The organism is Azospirillum sp. TSH20, assembly GCF_003115935.1.
Classification (GTDB): domain Bacteria; phylum Pseudomonadota; class Alphaproteobacteria; order Azospirillales; family Azospirillaceae; genus Azospirillum.
The window spans coordinates 47944-70243 of sequence record NZ_LGQU01000045.1; the positions used below are offsets into that span (position 1 = coordinate 47944).

The 22300-nt window shown below is 66.5% G+C and carries 13 protein-coding genes; 6 read left to right on the forward strand and 7 right to left on the reverse strand.

What is annotated here, in order from left to right; all coding sequences use genetic code 11:
• Nucleotides 1-252: 252 nt before the first annotated feature.
• From TSH20_RS12980 to TSH20_RS12990, 3 genes are all read right to left on the reverse strand, one after another.
• Nucleotides 253-1380, reverse strand: a complete 1128-nt coding sequence (locus tag TSH20_RS12980) for a glycosyltransferase family 9 protein (protein WP_109075138.1) — start codon at nucleotides 1378-1380, stop codon at nucleotides 253-255.
• A complete protein-coding gene (locus tag TSH20_RS12985; RefSeq protein ID WP_247871574.1) occupies nucleotides 1377-4016 on the reverse strand; it encodes a tetratricopeptide repeat protein in 2640 nt (879 codons plus the stop codon). Before TSH20_RS12985 ends, TSH20_RS12980 begins: the two co-directional genes overlap by 4 nt.
• 566 nt (nucleotides 4017-4582) lie before the next feature.
• Nucleotides 4583-5404 carry a MarR family transcriptional regulator gene (locus tag TSH20_RS12990; protein ID WP_109075139.1) on the reverse strand — a complete coding sequence of 274 codons (822 nt, stop codon included), beginning with the start codon at nucleotides 5402-5404 and terminating at the stop codon, nucleotides 4583-4585.
• Nucleotides 5405-6468: 1064 nt separating this feature from the next.
• Here TSH20_RS12990 and TSH20_RS12995 point away from each other — a divergent pair.
• The 4 genes from TSH20_RS12995 (at nucleotide 6469) to TSH20_RS13015 (ending at nucleotide 11311) form a co-directional block, all read left to right on the forward strand.
• Entirely contained in the window at nucleotides 6469-7413 is a 945-nt protein-coding gene (locus TSH20_RS12995; RefSeq protein ID WP_109075140.1) for a replication initiator protein A, read from the forward strand.
• A 128-nt stretch (nucleotides 7414-7541) separates the two neighbouring features.
• Nucleotides 7542-8564 (forward strand): AAA family ATPase, encoded by a 1023-nt coding sequence (locus TSH20_RS13000; RefSeq protein WP_109075141.1) that lies wholly within the window; start codon nucleotides 7542-7544, stop codon nucleotides 8562-8564.
• The gene (locus TSH20_RS13005) at nucleotides 8554-9408 is read left to right on the forward strand and encodes a ParB/RepB/Spo0J family partition protein (protein ID WP_109075142.1); all 855 of its coding nucleotides are present in this window, start codon (nucleotides 8554-8556) and stop codon (nucleotides 9406-9408) included. Before TSH20_RS13000 ends, TSH20_RS13005 begins: the two co-directional genes overlap by 11 nt.
• A 361-nt stretch (nucleotides 9409-9769) precedes the next feature.
• Complete coding sequence (locus TSH20_RS13015; protein WP_109075143.1) at nucleotides 9770-11311, forward strand: ABC transporter substrate-binding protein; 1542 nt, start codon at nucleotides 9770-9772, stop codon at nucleotides 11309-11311.
• Nucleotides 11312-11398: 87 nt separating this feature from the next.
• On the opposite strand, the gene TSH20_RS13020 is transcribed toward TSH20_RS13015, so the two are convergent.
• Both TSH20_RS13020 and TSH20_RS13025 read right to left on the reverse strand, forming a co-directional pair.
• Nucleotides 11399-12067 carry a hypothetical protein gene (locus TSH20_RS13020; protein WP_247871575.1) on the reverse strand — a complete coding sequence of 223 codons (669 nt, stop codon included), beginning with the start codon at nucleotides 12065-12067 and terminating at the stop codon, nucleotides 11399-11401.
• 143 nt (nucleotides 12068-12210) lie between these two features.
• The gene (locus TSH20_RS13025; RefSeq protein ID WP_109075144.1) at nucleotides 12211-14157 is read right to left on the reverse strand and encodes an ATP-binding protein; all 1947 of its coding nucleotides are present in this window, start codon (nucleotides 14155-14157) and stop codon (nucleotides 12211-12213) included.
• A gap of 224 nt (nucleotides 14158-14381) precedes the next feature.
• Between TSH20_RS13025 and TSH20_RS13030 the strand changes: the two genes are divergently transcribed.
• Nucleotides 14382-17516: a response regulator gene (locus TSH20_RS13030; protein ID WP_109075145.1), complete on the forward strand. Its 3135-nt coding sequence runs from the start codon at nucleotides 14382-14384 to the stop codon at nucleotides 17514-17516.
• Nucleotides 17517-17650: 134 nt separating this feature from the next.
• Here TSH20_RS13030 and TSH20_RS13035 read toward each other — a convergent pair whose 3' ends face one another.
• Nucleotides 17651-19477, reverse strand: coding sequence for an ATP-dependent helicase (locus TSH20_RS13035; protein ID WP_109075146.1), 1827 nt, complete (start codon nucleotides 19475-19477; stop codon nucleotides 17651-17653).
• 114 nt (nucleotides 19478-19591) lie between these two features.
• Nucleotides 19592-21277 carry an AAA family ATPase gene (locus TSH20_RS13040; RefSeq protein WP_109075147.1) on the reverse strand — a complete coding sequence of 562 codons (1686 nt, stop codon included), beginning with the start codon at nucleotides 21275-21277 and terminating at the stop codon, nucleotides 19592-19594.
• 262 nt (nucleotides 21278-21539) lie between these two features.
• Between TSH20_RS13040 and TSH20_RS13045 the strand changes: the two genes are divergently transcribed.
• On the forward strand, nucleotides 21540-22259 hold the full coding sequence (locus TSH20_RS13045) for a hypothetical protein (RefSeq protein WP_109075148.1): 720 nt from the start codon (nucleotides 21540-21542) through the stop codon (nucleotides 22257-22259).
• Nucleotides 22260-22300: the final 41 nt, after the last annotated feature.

Below are 22300 nucleotides of genomic sequence, written 5' to 3' on the forward strand. Positions count from 1 at the left end.
GTCTCCTCGCCTCGGGCGGATCCACGCACCCCGTGGATCCGCCCACTTTCTTTTTCGAAAGCAACTTTTGCGATTTGCGGTCCGGGGAAGGACTCAACCGTACTCGCCCTCTCCCAGGGAAGCCTCTGGAACAAAAGGAACTTTGCGTCATCCCCGCGAAGGCGGGGATCCAGGAAACTCCGCAGATCAGCGGCGGATGTGGCTGGATTCCCGCCTTCGCGGGAATGACGGCCGATAAGGCGTTTTTTGGGCTCAGCCCTTACCGCCCTTTCCCACCAAGCCCAGAATGCGCCGGGCGGCGTCGGCCGGGTCGATGGCGGCGATGCAATGCGCCTCGGCCGCCAGACAGGACACGCTGCAAGGCGGCACCGCCGCCTCGGGCCGCAGGACCAGCGCCCGCTCCTCGCGACCGCCGGTCCAGGGCCGGAAGCGTTCCGGCGCGTGGAAATGGTTGGGATCACCGCCGATGGGATGGCAGGAGAACACCGCCACCGGCACCCCCATCGCCGCCGCCACATGGGCAGGGGCGGAATCCATGGTGACCGCCAACGCCGCGTCCGCCATCACCGCGGCGGCGACGCGCAGCGGGGTGGCGCCGGTCAGGTCGATGGCCCGTCCCGGCAACGCCGCCAAAAGCGCGCCCGCCGCCGGCCGTTCCTCCAGGGTGCCCAGCACGGCGACCCGCGCGTCGAGCGTCGCAGCGACGGCGGAAACCACCGCGGCCAGCCGGTCAGCCGGATAGTCACGGCGCGGACTGGCCGCCCCCGGCGCCACCGCGATCAGCGGCCGGCCATCGGGAGCGCCAAGAAGCCGCCGTGCCTCTTCGCGATCCTCCGCCGTCAGCGTCAGTTCCAGCGGTCCCAGATCCGGCCGCGCCCCCAGCGCCTCCAGCAGGGCGGCGTTCTGCTCCACCTCGTGCCGGCCGGGCGGCGGGGTCAGCGCCAGCCCATAGGCGCGGTCGAAGCCCTGGTTGCCCTCCGCCTTCCACGGCGTCACCCGCTCGGAAAAGCCGGCGACCAGCCGCGCCCGGCTGTTGGCGGCGAGCGTCGTCGCGCCATGCCGGTCGAAGTCGTAGCGCGGCACCAGCGCCAGATCGAAGCCGGCGCGATAGCACTCGGCGAACAGCTTCAGCCCGCCGGGACTGATGCCGCGGAAATCGATGCCGCCGCCCTCCTTCGGCCGGGGGGCGATCACCCCGTCGACCCAGGGGCAGGTCAGCGCCAGATCCGCCACCGCCTCGCGCACCGCCAGCAGGATGCGCGCCTGCGGGGCGGCGGCGCGCAGGCCGCGCAGGAAGGGGGTCGCCATCACGAAGTCGCCGGCCTCGTCCAGCTTGACGACCAGGATGCTGCGGACGGTCGCCAGATCGCAGAAACTCATGCCCGCCCCTCCCCGTCCACCACATCGAACGCAGCCGGCGGCAGCCCGGCGCACCAGCGGCGCCATGCGGTGCGATAGCCGGCCTCCACCGCGCGGGCATAGCCGGCCTCGTCCATCAGCGCCGACCGCCGCATCCGCTCGCGCAGACCCTCGCGCTGCGCGTCGAGGAAGCCACGGTCGCTCGCCAGCCGCACGCCCTGCGCCAGATAGCCGTCATCGTCCCGCGTCACCAACTCCGCCATCCCGACCGCGTCGAGCATGGTGGCGCCCCAGCGGCCGATCTTGGTCGGTCCGCTCTGGTTCAGCACCGGCACGCCCATCCACAGCGCGTCGCAGATGGTGGTTCCGCCATTGGCGAAGACGGGGTCCAGCGCCACGTCGATGGTGAGGTAATCCTGGTACGGATCGGGAGTGATGCCGCGCAGTTCCAGCCGCTCCGCCCCGATGCCGTGCCGTGCGAAGGCGGCCAGCAGACGCCGGTCGGCACCGCCGCCGCTGCCCAGCCCCCGCCATTTCAGCACCAGCCGCGCCGTCGGCACCAAAGCCAGCAGCCGCGCCCACAGGGCGATGGTGGCGGCGTTCACCTTGGTGATGTTGTTGAAGGACCCGAAGGTGACATGGCCGTTGCGCTCCATCGGCGGCCGGTCCGGCGGCGCGAAGCCGGATTCCGCCGGGCGGTAGCACAGCACGCATCCCGGCAGCCGGATCAGCTTCTCCACATGCAGCGCATCCGCCCCCGGCGGCGCCACGCGGGGATCGGCGATCTGGTAATCGACGGCACTCAGCCCCGTCGTGTTGGGATAGAGCGGCAGGCTGACCTGCAGCGGCGCCGGGCCGCGCGCCACCAGCGGCATGCGGTTGCGCGACATGTGGCCGCCGGCATCGACCAGGATGTCGATGCCGTCCTGCCGGATCCGGTGGTCGAGATCCTCGTCCGACAGGGCCGCCACGTCGCGCCAGCGGTCGGCTGCCGCCTGGAAACGCTCGGTGGTGGCATCGCGGCTGCGGTCGTTGTGATAGCAGGTGACCTCCACCGCCCGGCGGTCGTGCCCCTCGATCAGCGGCAGCAGGAAATGGTAGCCCGGCCCCGGATAGCGCTGGAAGTCCGGCGACAGATAGCCGACGCGCAAACGCCGGTCCGGATCGCGGCTCTCCACCGCATGGGGCGCCGCCGGAACCGTCGGCAGATACCGCTCGAAGACGCGATGCTCGCGGAAGACCTCCACCGGATCGGCGCCATCGTCGAAGCACAGGCAGAACAGCATGTTGGAGCGGATCGTCGCATCGTCCGGCGCCCGGTCGAGCGCAGCGCGGAAGGCCGCCACCGCCTCCCCATGCAGCCCCAGCGCCATCCAGGCGACGCCGAGATTTGAATAGGCGAGCGCCAGTTGCCCCGGATCGTCGAGCCGCCTTGCCCGCTCCAGCGGCTGGATCGCCTCCTCCGCCGCGTTGGCATCCAGCAGCAAGGTGCCGATGTTGACCCAGGCCGCCGTGTCGTCGGGCATCAGCGCCAGCGCCCGCCGGTGCCAGGACAGCGCCGCCTCCGGCTGCGAGGCCAGCTGGAAGGCGGATCCGGCATTGGCCGCCAGCGCCGCGTCGCCGGGCGCCACGCGCACCGCGCGCAGGCTCCACCGCGTTGCCCGCTCCACCCCCAGTGTCGCCCGCGCCAGCCCAAGCCCCGACAGCGCCAGCCCGGAGGCCGGCGCCAGGGCCAGCGCATGGCGGTATGCCCGCTCCGCCGCCGCGGTCCGCCGGCCATAGAGCTGCCCGGCCAGCGCCAGCACCGGCTCGTCCGCCAGCGGATCCAGCCTCACCAGCCGCGCCAGCCAAACCGGATCGCTTTCGGAAACCCCCAGGCTCCGCACCGCCGCCGAATGCCCCGGATCCAGCGTCAGCAGCCGGCGCGCCGCCGCCAGGGCTCCCGCCCCGTCGCCGGCCTGCTGCCGGATCTGCACGCATTGCTCCAGCGGCTCCATCATCTGCGGCGCCAGCCCGGCCAGCGCCCGGAAGGCCGCCTCCGCCCGATCCGGCCGGCCGGCGTCGCGCAGGGCCGCCCCCCGGTTGAAGGCGGCCAGCACCCGGTGCGGCTCCAGCCTCGCCGCCCGCCCATACCAGTCGGCCGCCGGCAGGAATTGCCCGCAATCGTACAGCGCGTCGCCCAGATCCCCGGCGCTCCCGGCGTCGGCCGGTTCCAGCGCCATCGCGCGCAGCAGTGCCTGCGCCGCCGGTCCCTGCTGGCCCAGCCGCGTCCGCACCGCAGCCTCCATCCGCGCCGGCGACGGGTCGAGCGGCGCCAGACGGGCCGCATTGCGGAAGGCCGTCGCGGCCTCCTCCCACCGCTCCGCCGCCTCCAGCAGCCGGCCCAGATTGGCATGGAAGATCGGCTGCTTCGGATCGGCCTTCATCGCCTGCCGGATCCGCTCGATCCCCTCCGCCAGCGCACCGGTCTGCGCCTTGATCAGGCCCGACAGGTGCAGCGCGTCCGCCTGCCTCGGCAGCCGCTTCAGCACCTGCTCGTAGAGCGTCGCCGCCTCGGCCAGCTGCCCGTTCTGGTGATGGGTGACGGCACGGGTCAGAAGCGCCTGTGCGTCGGCGGTGCCCGGCGGGCGATGCGGCGGGCGATGGTTCGGTTTCATCCGCTGTCGGCACTCTCTGGTGGTCCGGCGGATAATGCTGGCCGCCATGGGGCGAATGCAACATTGGCGATTGATCGTCCGGCGGCGGGACAAGCGCCAGTTCGCGCTGCCGCTCGGCCAGTGCCGCTTCACGGGCGCGGGTGCGGCGGCGCTGCTCCTCGGTGCGGGCGCGCAAGTGCTGTTCCTGGCGCAGCCGGCCGGCCAGACGCCGCAGATCGTCGGCGGCGCGGCTTTCCGCTGCCGGCGGCAAAGCGCCCAGCGCCTCGCGGAAGTCGCCCAGCGTCGGAAAGCGGCTCCAGCCGCTGCGGAACCCCGCCCACACCGCCTCGAAGGCCGCCATCCAGCGGTCGGCCGGCCAGCCCGCCATCGCCCGCACGTCGGCCTCCAGCAGGTCGGTGTCGGGCAACTCCAGCGCGAAGCGCTCGGCCAGCTTCTCCAGCCCGATCAGCACATTCTCGATGCCGATCGCCGGGGTCAGCGCGCCAATGGCCTGCTCGACCCGGTCGGCCAGCGCGCCGATCTCCTCGGGCGACAGATCCTGCGTCTCGAACCGCAGATCCGCCGCCTCAAGCCTGGCCAGCGAGGCGAAGGCGCAAGGCTGCAAGGGTTTCACGGTTGCGGCCGGCGGCATCGGAGACGGAATTTGCGTGTGGGGGGCCGGCACGCAGAGGGCTTGAGCGGCGGTCATTGCGGGGCTCCCGGCGGGATTGTGGGGCGGAGGACTGGACGGACGGCTGAGAGGCAGGTGTGGCGGATGGCTCGGCCGGCACCACAAGCTCGCGGGCGATCCAGCGGCGCCAGGCGGCTCCCGGATCCGGCGGGCGGTAGCCGTTGCGGCGGTGGGCCTTGCGGCACCAGGACACGAACTTGGCCGTCACCCGGCCGGCATCGACCTCCGGCCGCTCTGCCGCTGCCCAGGCCAGATCGGCGGCATCCGGCTGCCAGTCCGCCGGCAAAGCCTCGTCCCGCCGATCCATCTCCCCACGATCCATGCTCCCACCCGAGGGGGAGGAGGAGGATTCAGGATTCTGGGATTCCAAGGAAATGCCGGCCGGCGAACCGCTGCTGTCAGCCGGCTGACAGGACATGCCGGCGGTAAAGCCCTCCATCCCCGCCAGCTGATAGGCGAAGCCGCGCAGGCCCCGGCGCGGCTTGGCGCAGACCAGCGCCGCCGCCGTTTCCCGCGACGCCTTCTCCTGCAGGCCCTTCAGCACGGCGTTGAACCAGGCGCGGCTTTGCCCCAGCTCTTCGGCCAGCTCCCCTTGCGTGGCGGTGCAGACACCGTCGCGGTCGGCATGGGCGTAGAGCGCGGACAACACCGCGATGTCGGCGGCCTGGATGCCGGGCACGGCAATCCAGCGCCTGTACATATCGATGTATGGCTTCATTGCGTTACCCGTCTGTCGGTCGATCCGTGGACGGGCGGAGACAAGGGAATGGCGTCAACGGACTCGCTCTTGAATCCGCTTGGCTTTGCGGGCCTGCCCTGCCATCATGGAGTCGCCAAACCGCCAGATGTGGGGTGCCCGGGTTTCCCTCGGTCTCCTCCGTCCGACACGAAGGGCCCGGAGCAATCCGGGCCTTTTGTGTTTGCGGAGGTCGGTTCTCCGTTACCGCATGCTGCTCGTTCCTTCAGAAAACACGGATGCAAACACCCGTGGCGCCGGCCAGCATCTGGCAAGGGCGCATGTCGATGGCGTAAGGGCGGTTTTCGCCCGTTTTTTGAAATGTGTACGTGCCGTCGCGCATCTGTCCACGGTCTTGGAAAAATCGCCCACCGACGGCATTTCGCGGACGCTCGACGGGATTCTCACGGCGGAATCAATCACTTGGGCCGGAGTCGCCGCGGCCGGCCGCCTGCAAGTGTCGCCGTTGTGCCGAAAGATTCGGGTCCAAACGTCGCCGTTGTGCCGAAAGATTCTTGGGCATCGGCAGCGTGCGACGCCCGGACCGCACGGTCGAACGTCGCCGTTCTGCCGAATGATGGAACGGATCTCTCCCCTCCCCCACCCTCCCCCGCATGGAATCGGCAGAGAATCGGGTGGGAATCGGCCCTTCGGCGGATCGTCCGAACGTCGCCGTTCTGCCAGTCAAAGGCCATCCAAGGCGGCATTCGACCGCCATCGCCGGGTAGAGGCACCACAATAACCCAATGAAATCAGTGCTCTGTCCGTCGATTCCCCCGCCCTGCCCCCCTCCGGCACGGCAGAACGCAGACGTTGGCGCCGCCATCGCCCGGCGGCAGCCGGTCCGCCGCCGCGTCATCGGCCCGCATCCGCCCCCGGCCGGCAAAACTGGCAGAACGGCGACATTCGGCACCCCAATCCGCCCTGGTCACGGGAATCTTTCGGCAGAACGGCGACGTTTGGTCCGGCAGTGTGGAACAGGGCGGCAGGCTTGTGGATTATGGCTAGGACCCCTTCAAGCCGCACGGGACCCGCGGAGAGATCGCATGACCCAGACCACCAACGCCGAGCTGCTCGACCGGCCGCTGCAATTGGCTCTGCGGCTCGATTCCCCGCTGACCGGCGATGTCCAGAACGACCGCCACATGATGGTCTACAGCCTGTTCGGCCTGTCGAAGGACAAGGCGGAATCGCTGCCGACCTATGATGACGGCAAGGTGCGGATCGAGGTGCGGGCGCCGAAGAATGTCGGCGTTGCGACGATCTGGGACAAGGCGGTGCTGCTCTACGCCATCTCGCTGCTGCGCGAGAAAATGGACTCCGGCAAGGGCTCCAAGCTGGGCGAGCTGCACTTCACCACCAGCGACCTCCAGCGCATCGTCGGCAAGACCGCCGGCGGCAGCGCCTACGACAAGATCGAAGGGGCGCTGGAGCGGCTGCAGGGCACGCAGATCAAGACCAACCTGGAAACCGGCGGGGAGGGCGAGAGCGGCGCCTTCTCGTGGATTTCCGACTACAAGCTGCTCTACCAGCGCAAGAAGGACGGCGAGCGGGCGGTGCGCGGGCTGAAGCTGACGCTGTCGGGCTGGGTCACCCGCGCGGCGCTGGGCCACAATCTGCTGAGCTACGACGACCAGTATTTCGCGCTGAAGCCGGTGGAAAAGCGTCTCTACGAGATCGCCCGCGCCCACCTCGCCCGCGGCCATGCCTTCTGGATGGCGCTGGAGCCGTTGCGCAAGCGCGTCGGCTCCGACAACGACCTGCGCAAGTTCAAGAACGCGCTCGGTCCCGTCCTGGCCGCCGACCGCATCCCCGGCTATGGCGTCCGCATCGTCGAGACGGCGGAATACAAGGAAACCATGAAGGCGCGTGGCGCCGTGCTCGGCCGCGTGCTGAACGCCGACCTGCCGGTCCTGTTCTGGAAGAAGGACCAGGGCCAGCCGGAAAACTGGATCGACGTTCCCAAGGTGGAATACGACGAGACGGTGTGAATCGCCCTCTCCCGCCCCGGGAGAGGGAGCTACATCCGTGCCCCACCCGTTCGGTAGACACCCGTTGCCGGAGTGGCGACGACTTGCTAGGGTCTCTGCCAACCGGTGCCGGGGCAGGAGGACGGGGCGTGACAGGGGAACAGTTGAAGGCGTTGCGGGAACGGCGCGGCCTGACCCAGACGCAGATGGCGGCTTACGTCAACGAGTTGACCGGCCGCAAGTACGACAAGCAGAGGTTGAGCAAGTGGGAAACCGGTAAGGAGGCCCTGCCCCGCGACCTGCTGGGCCGGCTTCTGCTGCTGGATCTGGAACGGCCGGAAAGCGCCCTCCCCCGCCGCGGCACCACCGTCGCCGTCGGCCTGCAGAAGGGCGGCACCGCCAAGACCGCGACCTCGATCAACCTCGCCTTCATCCTGGCGCGCGCCGGCAACCGCGTTCTGCTGGTCGATGCCGATCCGCAGGGCAACGCCACCGTCCATGTCGGCGTGCCGCAGACCGACGTGGTGGCGCTGACCGAGGCGGGGAAGGTTCTCTATCACGCGCTGATGGGCAAGACGCCGCTCGACGCGGTGATCCGCCCCACCAGCGTCGAGGGGCTGGACGTCGTCCCCTCCAGCATCGCGCTGGCCAGTGCCGATACCGAACTTCCCGGCAACCTGACCAACGCCCAGACCGCGCTGGCGGAGATGCTGGACGGCGTGCGGGAGCGTTATGACGTGATCGTCATCGACTGCGCCCCCAACCTCGGCGCCGTGACCATCAACGCGCTGACCGCCGCCGATTACGTCCTGGTGCCCTGCCAGGCGGAGCCGCACGCCATCCTCGGCGTCAGCGCCTTCCTCGACACCGTCGCCAAGATCCAGCGGCGCCTCAACCCGCGGCTGGAGGTGCTGGGCATCCTGCCGACCATGGTCAATCCGCGCCAGACCCAGGACCGCTCGTCGCTCGACGACATCCAGCGCCTGTGGGGCGACAGCCGCCGCGTGTTCCCGCCGGTGCCGCGCGCCACCATCTACGCCCAGGCCGCCGGCGCCAATGTCATCACGCTGGATGCCGACATCGGTGCGCCGGGGGTGGAGAGCTATGCCGCCATCGCCTCGGCCCTGCTGACCGCCATGGGCCGCCTGCAGGAGACCGTCGATGCCGCCTAAGAAGCTGACCCGGCAGACCGCCGCCACCGTGCTCCAGGCCAAGGAGGCCGGCTTCGCCGCCGAGACCGACCGCATGTTCGGGTTGAGCGGTGTGCTGCCCCGGCTGGTCGAGGTCGATCTGGACGCCGTGGAGACCAATCCCGGCCAGCCGCGCACCGTGTTCGACGACGAGTCCCTGCGCTCGCTGGCCGACTCCATCGCCCGCCACGGGTTGCAGCAACCCGTGCTGGTTCAGGAGGGGACGGAGAAGGGCCGCTATCGGCTGGTGGCCGGCGAACGGCGGCTGCGCGCCCACCGGCTGCTCGGCCGCGGCACCATCGCCGCCATCATCACCAAGGGCCGGCCCGAAGAGATCGCGCTGATCGAGAATGTCCAGCGCGTGGACCTCGACGCCATCGACCTCGCCCGCGGCCTGTCGCAGCTGATCGAGGCGCATGGCTACACCCAGGCGGAGGTGGCGGCGGCCGTCGGCTGTTCGGAGGCCGAGGTGTCCAAGCGCCTGAAGGTGCTGCGCCTGCCCGATGACATCCTGGCCGACTACCGCGCCAATCCCGATGCGGTATCGCGCTCCGCCCTGGTCGAGCTGGCCTTCGTCGAGGACGAGGCGGAGCTGCGCCGGCTGTGGCAGACGGCGCGGACCGGCGGGCTGACCGTCGGTGCGGTGCGGGCGGCCCGGCCGGCGGCGTCCAGCACGGCGGAGCCGCTGCGGGTGCTGGGCAAGGCGATCAACCGGATGGACAAGGATCTCGCCGCCATCGACACCGTCGCCCAAGCCTTGCAACGCGAACACCGCGAACGGCTGCAGGTTCTGCGCGACCGCATCGACGCCCTGCTGAACGGCTGAGAGTCAGGCTTTCGGAGAAAAGCACATCCCCCTCTCCCCCCGGGGAGAGGGTCGGGGTGAGGGGGATGCACAGTGTGGCTAGCCCGAGAATCCTCGCCCTGCATCCCCCTCACCCTAACCCTCTCCCCAGGGGGGGAGAGGGGATCTGTTCCTGCGTCTGGAACTGTATACCTCGCAGCATCATAGTGGTGGTGCCGGCCAAAGCTTTCGAATGCGAAAGCTCGCTCCGGTTGCGCCAGAAATCGAGAGCATCCCACGGTTGCTTTCGATTGCAAAAGCCTCTGGCGGTCGGCCAGGGTGACCGCCTGCCCTGCCCCGTGGTAAGGATCAGTGACGGGACCATCGACGTTACGGATCAGCCATGCCGGTCGTGCAAAGACGACAATTCATTGCATTGCTCGGCGCGACCGGGCTGGCCGGCGCCCTGCCGCGTCCGGCGATGGCCGCCGCCCCTGCCCTGCGGATCGGGCTGAAGGCCCTGCCCGGCGCGATCAACCCGCTGACCGTCAATGATCTGGTCGCGCGTCAGGTCCTCGGCTCGATGTATGAGAGCCTGACCACGGTCGATCCCCAGGGCCGCATCCTCCCCGGCCTCGCCACCGCCTGGGAGGGGTCGGAGGATGCCCGCCGCTGGCGCTTGACCATCCGCGACAACGTCACCTTCCACACCGGCCGCCCCCTGACCGCCGCCGACGTCAAGCGCAGCTTCGAGGCGGCCCTGGCCGGTGATGGCGCCAACTTCGCGGTGCTGGCCCTGTCCAAGGTGCGGGGCTTTCGCGAGTTGCGGGCGAAGACCGCCACCGGGCTGTCGGGCATCACCGTGGTCGACGACCGGACGCTGGAGGTGGTCTGCGACGAACCCTGCGCCGTCTTCCCCTTCGCCCGGCTGAACATCGTCGATGTGGAAGCGGCGGAAAAGGCCGGCCCGGACTGGTTCCGCACCATGTCGGCCGGTACCGGACCCTACCGGCTGGTGCGGTCGAACGACGGCATCCGCATGGATGTGGAGGCCAATCCCGGTTGGCGCGGCGGTGCGGTGCCGTTCGAGCGGGTGTCCTTCCTCGCCACCGGCATCGGCAACGACGGCATCACGCTGTTCAACGACAGCCAGATCGACTTCACCTTCGTCGACACCGACGCGCTGCGCGGGGTGATGGACGATCCCGGCTTCAAACGCTGGCTGTCGAACGTGCCGCGCATGCAGACGCGTGTGGTCGCGCTCGATCCCCGCCGGGTGAAGGCCTTCGCCGATCTGCGGGTGCGCCGGGCGATGTCGCTGCTGATCGACCGCACCGCGATGGCGGAGCGCTTCTTCCGCGGGGTGGCGACCGTCCACAACGGCATCGTTCCGCCGGCGCTGCTGTCGAACGAAAGGCTGGAGCCGCTGGCCTACCATCCGATGCTGGCGAAGCAGCTGCTGGAGGAGGCGGGATATCCGGAGGGCCGCGGCATGGATCCCTTCCAGGTCGCGGTCATTCCGGAATACCGGCGGGAGTTCGTCTATTACGTCTCGCAATGGAACAACGCCGGCATTCCGGCGAAGCTGGTGATCTCTCCGCGCCAGGAGTTCATCTCGCGGTCCCGCCGACGCGACTATGATTCCTTCCTGTTCGGCTGGACCGCCACCTACCCCGACCCGATGAACTTCCTGGACGAGCTGTTCAGCAGCCGCAGCCGCTTCAATCCGGTCGGCTGGTCGAATCCGAAGTTCGATGCTCTGATCGAACAGGCGATGGCCATCCCCGATCCCAGCCGCCGTGCCGAGGTCTACAAGGACGCCGAATGTCTGGTGATGAACGAACTGCCGGTGATTCCGCTGGTGGTGCCGGACTATGTCGCGCTGCGCGGCAATGTGCTGAGCGAGAATTTCATCACCCCGTTCGGCGGCCTGAACTTCGGCTGAGCCGGCGCGGGGCAGGGCAGGGTGACCGCATGAAAAAAGCCCCTGTCCGCTGCCGGACAGGGGCTTTTCGTTGAAGCCGGTGCCGCGTCAGGCGGCGCCCTGCGACCGTGCTTCGCGCAGACAGTCGGCCGGCTTGGCCTCACGGAGACAATCGGCCTTCGCAGCTTCGCGGAGACAGTCCGCAGTCTTCGCTTCCCGCAGGCAATCAGCCTTCGCAGCCTCACGGAGGCAGTCTGCGGTCTTCGCCTCACGCAGGCAATCGGCCGGCTTGGCTTCACGCAGGCAGTCGGCTTGCGCAGCTTCGCGCAGACAATCCGCAGCCTTCGCCTCACGCAGGCAGTCGACCGTCGCCGCCTCGCGCAGGCAGTCAGCCTTCGCGGCTTCCCGCAGGCAGTCAGCACCGGCGAACAGGCGGGCGCTGTCGGTGCGGGCGGCGGCCATCCGCTCGGCCGGAACGGCGACGCCGTTGTGATGCAGGTATTCGCCATAGACCGCCTCGCAGAAGCGGAAATAGGCGCGGGTGTCGGCGACGATGAACTCGTGCCACAGATCGTCGCAGGCGGCGGACTGCGGGACGATGTCGCGGTCCGGATGCTCGGCGCAGGCCAGCAGGAAGTCCTTCAGCTGGGCCAATGCGATCCCGGACGTGCTGCGGGTCATGCCTGAGGCGACGGCGCGTTCGACCACATAGCCGAAGTCGAAGCCGGCGATGATGTCACGGGCACGGGTGATGTCGGTCGTGGTGGCGCCGCGCATGGGATCCTCCGAGGTTGCTTCTTTTTCCGCCCTTGGACAGGGTTGCAGGACTGTCCTCGGGCGCAGCCCGATTGTTGTGCCACAGCACAGCGGGATATGTGAGATAATTTTGGTACTAAACATCCGGCTCCCGGCCGATGCCGTCATTCGCTCAGGGTCTTATGCGGAGTGGCGGTGCCGAGCGGAAGCGCCGCCGCCGGCCGCCCGGCGGTCATCTGCTCCACCAGGGTCGACAGCCGGTCCGGCATGATCGGTTTGGCGGCCACGGTGACGCCCATCTCCGCCGCGCGCGCCGCCACCGCGCCGTCCAGCCGTCCGGAGATCAGCACCGCCGGAATGCGCAGCCCCAGCCGCCGCCACACCGTCTCGATGAAGTCCAGGCCATTCTCGGTGGCCGACAGGTGGTAATCGGCGATCACCGCGTCGGGCCGGACGGTGCCGTCCTCCACCGAGCGCAGTCCCTGGGCGACCGTGGAGGCGCCGACGACGCGGTGGCCCGCCGTGGTGAGGAACATCGAAATGGCGGACAGCACGAACTGGTCGTCGTCGATCACCAGGATCGCGATCTCGCCGTCCTTCGCCGGCGCGTCGGCCAGCGTCGCCACCACCGCGCCATTGGCGGCAGCCGGGGCAGGGGCGGGAGCCGGAGCGAGGGACAGGGCAGGGGACACCGGCTCGTCCGCCGTCCCATCCGCAAGGGCCCGCTCCACCGGCGCCAGCGGCACGGTGACCGAGAAGACCGAGCCCTTCCCCGGCGTGGAACGCACCTTGACCGGGTGGTCCAGCACCGTGGCCAGCCGCTGGACGATCGACAGGCCGAGCCCGATGCCGTTGTCGCGGTTGCGCTCCGGGTTGCCGATCTGGTGGAACTCCTCCCAGATGGCGTCCAGCCGGTCCGCGGGAATGCCGATGCCGGTGTCGCGCACCTCGACGATCAGGCAGCCGCCGGATTCCAGGCAGGCGACCTGCACCTGTCCGGAATTCGTGTAGCGGATCGCGTTGTCGATCAGGTTGCCCAGCAGCCGCAGCAGCAGCACCCGGTCGGTCAGCACCGCCGCGCGGTGTTGCGGCACGGCGAAGGCCAGTCCCTTGCCGCGGGCGACCGGGCCATATTGCGAATCCAGCGCCTCGAACAGGTCGGCGACCTCGTGCACCGCCTTGTTGGCGGTGACGCCGCCGGCATCCAGCCGCGACACCTCCAGCAGCTCGTCGAGCAGCTGCTTCAGCGTCATCACCACCTGTTCGATCTTGCGCGCGGAATCCTCCACCTTCGGATCGGGGGCGGTGGCGCGCAGCATGGCGGTCAGCATCAGCAGCGACTGGGCCGGCTGGCGCAGGTCGTGGCTGGCGGCGGCCATGAACTTGGCCTTCGACGCGACCGCCTGCTCCGCCCGCTCCTTGGCGGCGCGCAGATCGATGGCGTTCTGGCGAAAGGTGCCGAGCGCCCTGGCCATGCGGCCGATCTCGTCGTCGCGGTGGCGCACCGGCACGGTCACCGTCACGTCGCCGGCCGCCAGATCGTCCATGGCGCGGGTCATGCCGGCGATAGGCAGCGTCATGCCGCGCGTCGCCCAGATCACGCCCAGCACCACCAGCAGAAGCGTCACGGCGCCGATCCCGCCCAGCACCAGCACATGGTGGCGGATGGCGTCGTCGGTCGGCCCGGTGTCCAGCCTGACCAGCAGGGTGCCGATGCTGCGGGTGCCGCCGCCGCGGTCCTGGTGGGTCAGCGGCACCGCCGCCACGGTGGCGGCGTCCTCCGCACCGATGGTGGTGCCCGGCTTGCGGTAGACGGCGAAGCGTTCGCCATGGGTGCCCAGGATCACCGCCTCGGCGAAGCTGTCGATCGAGCGCAGCGGGTTCAGCGCCGTCGCCGCCTCTTCGGGGTCGAGGTCCCACAGGGCGTTGGTCACATCTTCCAGCACGATGCGGGTCGCCATCTCCGCCCGGATGGCCAGCTCGGCGCGGGTGTTCCGCACATCGGCCTGGATCAGCACGATCATCGGCACGGCGACCAGCACCGACACCAGCAACACCGCCGATGCCGTCGTTCGGGCGACCAGGCTCCGTGAGAAGATCTTCAAGAACATGCCGAAGCCACCGAGAACAAGACGACCACGAACAACTCGCCGGGCCATCCTAGCCGAACCGCCGGGCAAACACGACATCCACGTAACGCCGCCGGTCAAGCCACCATCATCGGTAGTAGTAGGAAAAAAGGCGGTATGACTGTTTCGAATCGTTTCTTCTTCTTGTTTGATTGCCTGTGTAAAAGTTCGCGTCAAGCTTTGCGGGCGCGGGGGAGGGCGGAAGCATGGGAACGGGCATCGTCATCGCCCTGACGCACGGCGTCGGCCTGCTGGCGCTGGTTCTGCTGGCCTACCGCCATGTGCTGCGCCGGTTCGGCGCCCGCCGACGCCGTGCCTTCGCGCTCCTCTCCGGCCTGCTGTTCGGCGCGGCCGCCGCCATTTCGATGCTGGACGCCTATCCGGTGGCGGGTGGGGTGCTGATCGACCTGCGCAACGCGATGGTCGGGCTGGCCGGGCTGTTCGGCGGCCTGCCGGCGGCCCTGCTGTCGGCCGCCATCGCCGGCGCGGTGCGGCTGTGGCTGGGCGGCGTCGGCGCGCTGTCCGGCCTCGGCGGCATCCTGCTGACCGCGCTGGCCGCGCCGCTGCTGGCCCGTCCGATGGAGCGCCGCGCCGCCGGGCAGGGCGGAAGCGGCCAGGGAAGGGGGAAGGGCGCCCTCGGCTTCGGCCTCCTGTCGCTGTTCGGTCTGGCGATGACGCCGCTGACCCTGCTGGCCTTCCTGCTGCTGCCCGACCTCGACCTCGCCATGCGGGTGATGGAGGAGGCGGCGCTGCCGCTGGTCGCCTTCACCACGCTGGGTATCGGCCTGCTCGGCACCATGCTGGCGCGGGAGCACCGCCGCATCACCGACGAGGACGCGCTGACCGAGAGCGCCGCCCTGTTCCGCGCCGTCTTCGACAGCTCCGCCGACAGCCTCGCCATCGTCCGCGTCAACCCCGACGGCAGCTTCACCCTGCACTGCGCCAACGCCGCCGCCCTTGCCATGATGGGCGACCGCGCCCAGCAGGCGGAGGGCCAGCCGCTCGACCGCCTGCTGCCGCCGGACCTCGCCGCCAAGGTGATGGCCGACCTGCAATCCTGCATCGACGCCGGCGCCCCCACCCGCTTCGAGGAGCAGCACACCCACAACGGCGTCACCCGCTGGTGGGAGGTGTCGCAGGTGCCGATCCGCGACGAGAGCGGCGCCATCGTCATGCTGTCGGTCGGCGCCCGCGACATCACCCGCCGCCACGAGGCCGAACGCGCGATCCGCGCCAGCGAGGCGCGCTATCGCCTGCTGGCCCGCAGCGTCACCGACATCATCGGCCGCATCGGCCTGGACGGCGTGCGCCGTTTCTGTTCGGAGGCGACGCGCGACAGCCTGGGCAGCCCGCCGGCCGAGCTGATCGGCCGCCCGCTGGTGGAGCGCGTTCACCCCGACGACCGCGACGCCCTCGCCGCCGGCCTCGCCCGCCTGACCCCCGACCGCCCGACCCTGAAGACCACTTATCGCCTGCGCCATGCCGATGGCCGCTGGGTGTGGATCGAGGCGGCGGTGCGGCTGGTCACCGACGACTGGGGCGCCCCGCAGGATTACGTCAGCGTCGAGCGCGACGTCACCGCCCGCAAGATCATGGAGGCCGAACTTCAGGACGCCCGCCACGCCGCCGAATCGGCCAGCCGCAGCAAGACCGAGTTCCTGGCGAGCCTGAGCCACGAGCTGCGCACGCCGATGAACGCCGTCATCGGCTTCGCCGACCTGATCGCGCGGGAGTCGGAGGGGCCGGTCGGCACCGCCCATTACCGCGACTTCGCCGTCAACATCCGCGACAGCGGCCAGCATCTGCTGGAGCTGATCAACGAGATCCTCGACCATGTCCGCGCCGAATCCGGCCAGCTGACCCTTGACGACGATCCGGTCGACCTCGACGCCGCCGCCACCTTCGCCATCCGCCTGCTGACCCCGCGCGCCGCCCGCGCCGGCATCGCCCTCTCGGCAAGTGTGGAGCCCGCCGCCCGCCACATGCGCGGCGACGAGCGCCGCATCCGCCAGATCCTGCTGAACCTGCTGTCGAACGCGGTGAAATACACCCCCTCCGGCGGCACGGTGTCGCTGACCGCCGCCCCGGCCCCGGACGGCGGCCTGCTGCTGGAGGTGCGCGACAACGGCGTCGGCATCCCCGAACAGGATCTGGGCCGCGTCCTGCTGGCCTACGCCCGCGTCGCCAGCCCGGAGAACCGCCAGACCGAGGGCGCCGGTCTCGGCCTGCCGCTGACCCGCCGTCTGGTGGAGCTGCATGGCGGCACGCTGACCCTGGCCAGCCGGGTGGGGCAGGGCACCACCGTCACCATCCATTTCCCGCCCGCCCGCGCGGCCCCCGAGGGCGCCCCCCCGCCTGCCGGCGCCCCTCTGCCCGCCGCCCAGCGTCCCGCCCCCCGGCCCAGCCTGTCGATCCTGATGGTGGAGGACGACCACAACATCCGGGAGCACGGCTGCGCCCTGCTGCGCAGCTGGGGCCACCGGGTGACCGCCGCGTCGGGGGCCGGCGAGGCCCTGCTGGTGCTGCGCGGGCCGGAGCCGCTGGACCTGCTGTTCAGCGACATCGTGATGCCGCCGGGCATGAACGGCGCCGAGCTGGCGCGCGAGGCGCGGCGCCTGCGCCCCGACCTGCCGGTCCTGCTGGCCTCCGGCTTCGCCGCCCATGCGGTGGTGGCCGACGACGTGGCGATGGGCGGCTACGACCTGATCGCCAAGCCCTATGACCCGGCGGAGCTGCGCGAGCGCCTGGACCGCCTGCGCCCGCCGCCCCCGCCCGCCGCCCTCCCGTCCTCCATCCCGTCCCCGGCGCCGGCCCCGGAGTTGCCGGCGGAGCCGCCCGCCGGATCGGCCACCCGCTCGGCCCCCCAGTCGGCAGCCGAGCCGCCCCCGCCCACGCCGTCACCCGCGGCCCCGGCGGCCCCGGCGGCCCCGGCGGCCCCGGCGACGGAGTCCCTGCGCATCCTGGTGGTGGAGGATGTGGAGATGAACCGCCTTCTGGCCGTCACCCTGCTGAAACAGGCCGGCCACAGCGTCGCGGCGGTGGCGGACGGCGCCCAGGCGGTGGAGGCGGTTGGCCGCGAGCGGTTCGACGCCATCCTGATGGACATCAACATGCCGGTGATGAACGGCCTGGAGGCGACGCGGGCCATCCGCGCCATGCCCGGCCCGGAGTCCCGCGTCGCCATCGTGGCGCTGACCGCCAACACCTTCCCGGACGACATCGCCCAATGCTACGAGGCTGGCATGGACTGCCATGTGCCGAAGCCCATCGACCGCGTGCAACTGCTGACCGAAGTCACCCGCTGCGTCGCGTCGCGGAGGGCGGTGGAGGCGATGGGGTAGCGGCTGGGGAATAAACCTCTGCGGGTGACAGGGAATTTGCCAAATGGTGAACTGTCGGTGAGGTTTGCTTTGAGCCGGGAGCGGATTTTGTTTGGGGAAGAAAACTCATTGGGAAATTGGGTGTACTGGCACTCTTAGCAGACGCTTGCTGTTAGTAGTACGCAGATATCATCCCGTGGGGTAAGTATCGTGGTGCGAGATTTTGCGCGTGTAATGCTTACTCGAAAGTTTTGGCGCGCGTGACTCATTGAACCGACTTGAGAATTGGCAGTTACGATCCGATCGGGATTGGCAACAATTTCTCCTCTAGCACGCTTAGGCCAGCCTTCAAAAATAATGACCTCATCAAACTGCTTTCCTTTGGCCTTGTGCATGTTCATTACGACAACACCAGATTCCGGTTTGTGCGCCGCAGCAAAATGTTCCTGCAAAAAAGACTGCCGAGTTATCGCTAGTGCATCATGATATTTGCCATAGTCACGCCAATTCTGGGCCAAGCTCTGTCGAAGCACGGTTCCCCGTTGGAGCAAACGGACGTTCCGCACGTCATTTGCAACGTCTTTCAGACGGGAACAGGTACCGGTTTCAAGAACCCTCCGTACCGCCATCCAGTCATTGTCGGGATCGCCCGTTAACGTTAATGATGTTGCCGCTGTGTAAACTGCAAAGGTTGTTTTCAGCACACTATTAGCGGGCGTCGGCCTTTCTAGAGTTCTGCATTCGTTCCACTTCGCCAGTGCAGCTTGGAATCGAGTTGCCTCATTCATATCTCCCTTAGTCGGAACAGCGCCACCTCGCCCGTGGAAATAGCTGCAAAGAAGATGAATAAATTCATTAAAGAAATTGGTGTCGGTGCCTTGTTCTAGCAGGAATGCGATAATCTCTGCGGCAAGTATTGGCCCTTCCATATCGACAGCAGCCGTATGGTTGATCGCCGGTAAAGAGCCATATGGCTCTCGAAGAACGTCAGATACAATACGTGTCATCCGTTTTGTTGGAACAAGGATAGCGATAGACCAATCTTTATTACCGCTATCAATTAGGCGCTTTCGAGCCTGCAGCACCTGCGTTACCAAAGTCGCGAATGCTTGGTTCGGGTTTGATTCAAAGATCTTGAATTCGACTCCTTGATAAATATTCTGGCGAAACTTCCCGGCAAGAATATCATTGCCGAACAACGCTATTTCTGTGCCTTTGCTACGATGATTATCGCTGGCGAGATCGTGAACCGTTGGATTGAAGGCTGCCTTGAAATGATCTAGGCGCTTAGGATCAGCTCCGATAAAATCGAAGATGCGTTGGTCTGGATCGGCGAGCGCTATTAGTGTGCTCCCCATCCCTAAAGCCTGCACAACTGACCACTGATGGGCGCTCGTGTCTTGGAATTCATCGAGAATGATAAAGGGATACATTATCGAGACCAAGTTTCGCACATTCCGAGATCCGTGCAGAAGAGCACCCACACAGCCGGCAAAAAGATCAAAGCAAACCTTTCCCTCCTGCGTCGCTAGCCGAATACGCTCGGCTTCTTCGCGCCCTCGCTTTTCGGCCCTTTCCTCTTCGGAGAGTTTTTTCTCTGACTTATACTCACTACGAATGCCCGACAATGCAATCGCTTCATTCGGCGGGGTTAGAATTGATATTCGTCGAGGGAAGCCAATGAGGTAGCCATGCGTCTTTAAAATTCTCCAGAAGAATGAGTGATAGGTGTCGACTTCAATACGCTTCTTTTCTTGTGGTGTGATCTGGCGTTCCTCGTCGATTGCCTCTAGCACGCGTGAAACCGTCGCACGCGCAAAACTCAAAAAGAGAATCCGTTGTTCTGGACCTAGATTTTCTTGTGCAATCTTCGCAGCTTTCAGGATAGAGACAGTTGTCTTGCCCGAACCAGGGCCACCCGTTACGAGTTGGTGGCCATTGGTGCGAATGACATCTATTTGTGCGTCAGTTAGATCCACCATTCTCACCTCCAGCTATGAGACCGCCTCAGTCAACTCCAATGTTGGTTCTGCAACCGGAGGCGGAGGAGGTGGCGGATCACACAGAACCTTCAGTGTCGCGCAGGATTCGCGCAGTCACTCTGGTATTTCGTCTTCACTACATTGAGCTATGAAGTCAGCAATGCCCCAGTTTCCCTTCGACCACCCAAAATAATCGGTCAGCGCGGCAATTGCCTGTGATTTCGGAACCGGATATTTTTCTATAAGATGCGGTGGCCACTCGAGACTATCAGCAAAACGTTCTAAGGCCTCTTGGGTTGTATTCTTGAGAACAAGATTTTCAATGCCTTTTTCCCCGTGCATAAAAAGTTGTTCAACTTGATTTTCAATAGCAGCTTTTGCTGCATCTGTTTGCTTATCGCAGAGTGCAAAAATTCTCTTGCCAAGACTCCTGTAGAGACTGGCGAGGTCCGCAATCTGGCTTTCTGTTCCTGCATTAATCACACAGATACCTAGCGCTTCAAGTGATGCATAGGTAGCAGGATTCAGCTCTGCTAATCTTCGAGCGGCAATCGGGAAAGAAGTTGCTTCTGTCGCACCTTCGGCGATCAGTACGCGTCGTGACAGAAGCCCCTCGCAAAATCGCGTCCGGAATTCTTGCCGATAGCGTTTATGCTTCACACTTTCCGGAAGTGTGACCTTTCCTTGTCTTAGTACGCCGTCGTCTGACCGCGAAAGGATGACTGTTTCATCGAGACTGAATTCCTCCAGCACGTAAGGCGAGTGCGAGGTAAAAATCGACTGAGCTGAAAGTTTGCGGAGTTCATGAACAATGCGCTTTTGCGCATACGGCGGAATTGCCGTCTCCACTTCCTCCATGGCAAATATTACGTTCTGCTTGTCTTCGGCAATTTGGGAAAGCATTGCTAATACCAGCATGTTAATCGTGCCTGTCCCTTGTCGAAAGAACGGAGCGGCATGATCGCCGTTGCCTGTAACAATGAACGCAGTTACTACCTTGCGAAGATGTTCTCGTGTTAAGCTTGATACCTTGAGATGTGGCTTCATTCCCCATTCTCGAGGCACATACTTTTTTAGCGACTTGTTGATGCTGTCGAGCACACCCGAAATGCCTAACTTCGGATCGCTCGCCACGTCCAAACCAGAAAGCGTAGAAATCGTATCCTCCCACATCTGCGGGCGGATTTCTTTTAGACGAAGTATCAAGTCAAGTAGACTGCCATGCTCGAGGCTTAGCGCTCGGGATCCTGTGCGCAGTGATCGTAAAAAAAGGAAGCCGCAGTGCTGCTTGTCCTTCTTTGAGAATATGGTTGGTGTGTCTGATTCTACGATGCTGCGGCTAAAGTAGGTTGCGCCCTCAAAATCATCTTCTTCGGAATCATAAGCGCCTATAAATGTTACGCGCAGCGCCGCAGCGATATCGGCCGCATCTACTCCATTCGGATTTGGGTCATCATAAAAATCGCCCGTTCCTGTTTTCAGCCACTCTACATAGTCGCCAAATCGGGCTTTTTGCTCGATTGACAAGTCAATGATTGTCAGTTTGATAATGATCTTGGGCGCTTCGGTGGGCGTTGCGCCTTCGGCGGGAACTGCGAGATATTTACCTTGATAAAAATCGTGTTCGTCGATTGGCGGACGTCGATTCAATCGATCCGGGCCGAGGACAAGGTCAATCGCTTCTAGCAGTGAAGATTTTCCAGTGTTGTTATCCCCAATGATAACCGCATGGCTAGGCAAGACTAGCTTCGCGGAACGAATGCCTCGGAAGTTTTCAACCTCTACAGAATATATTTTCATAATTTTCGTCCCGATCGTGCCTGCGCAACGGCGGAGGCATATTGTCTATAATTCGCCTACCGATGGATGATTCTTATTATCATGTATCAATGAAAAAGGGAATCCAAGCTTGATCTTGGCATTTGACTCTTCATGATGTCTGTTTTGAACCACAAGCTGTCATTCTCATCTCCGCCCACCCCCCTTTTCCCAAAATCTCCCCACTACAGGACAAAAATCCCATACCCTCTCCGCAATGCCCACTCATTCGCGGAGCCACCCCATGCCCCTCGACAGCCGCACCCTCGCCCCCAACGCTCTTGGTGACCGTTTCCCCTGCTGGGCCGAGGAGCCGCCGGTGCCCGCCGAAGGCTCGCTGGTCCCTGGGTCGCAGTTCCACGAGGAGCAATGGATCATGGCCGCCGGCATGCTGGCGCGCGGCAGCAGCTTCCTCCATGTCTCCCGCGCCATGGGCTGCAGCCGCACCACGCTGTGGCGCGCCTATTACGGCTCCAAGGATTTCCGTCACAGGGTGTGGTGGGAACGGCAGGCGTTGAACCGCGAGGCCGAGCTGCGCCTGTCCTCGCTGCGCATCCTGGTCGCCGAGCAGATCGAGCGGCTGGTCTCCTCCGGCGATCCGGCGACGGTGCGCTGGCTGGCCGAACGGCTCGGCCTCTTCGCCGGCCTCGACATGGCCGCACCCAAGCGGCAAGCCCCGCAAGCCGACCCCCGGCCCGATCCTCAGCCCGCCGCCAAACCCGCTCCCAAACCTGAGGATCCCCCCGCCGTCACCGTCCCCGAACTGGACGACGACCTCCCCGGCGCGTTGCGCGAGCGCATGCCGCCCGACCCGCGCGCCGTCGCCGCCATCCTGGCCCGGCCGGAGGGTGAGGGGCCCCAGGGCGTCTTCCCCTGGACCGTCAACCAGCATGAGCCTTACCCCAACCTCACCCCCGGCCCGGTCAGCCGCCGCGCCGCCGGTCCCTTCTCCCCGCGCCGGTAGCGGCCCCGCCGGCCGATGGAACATCCGCCGGATCCTGTTCC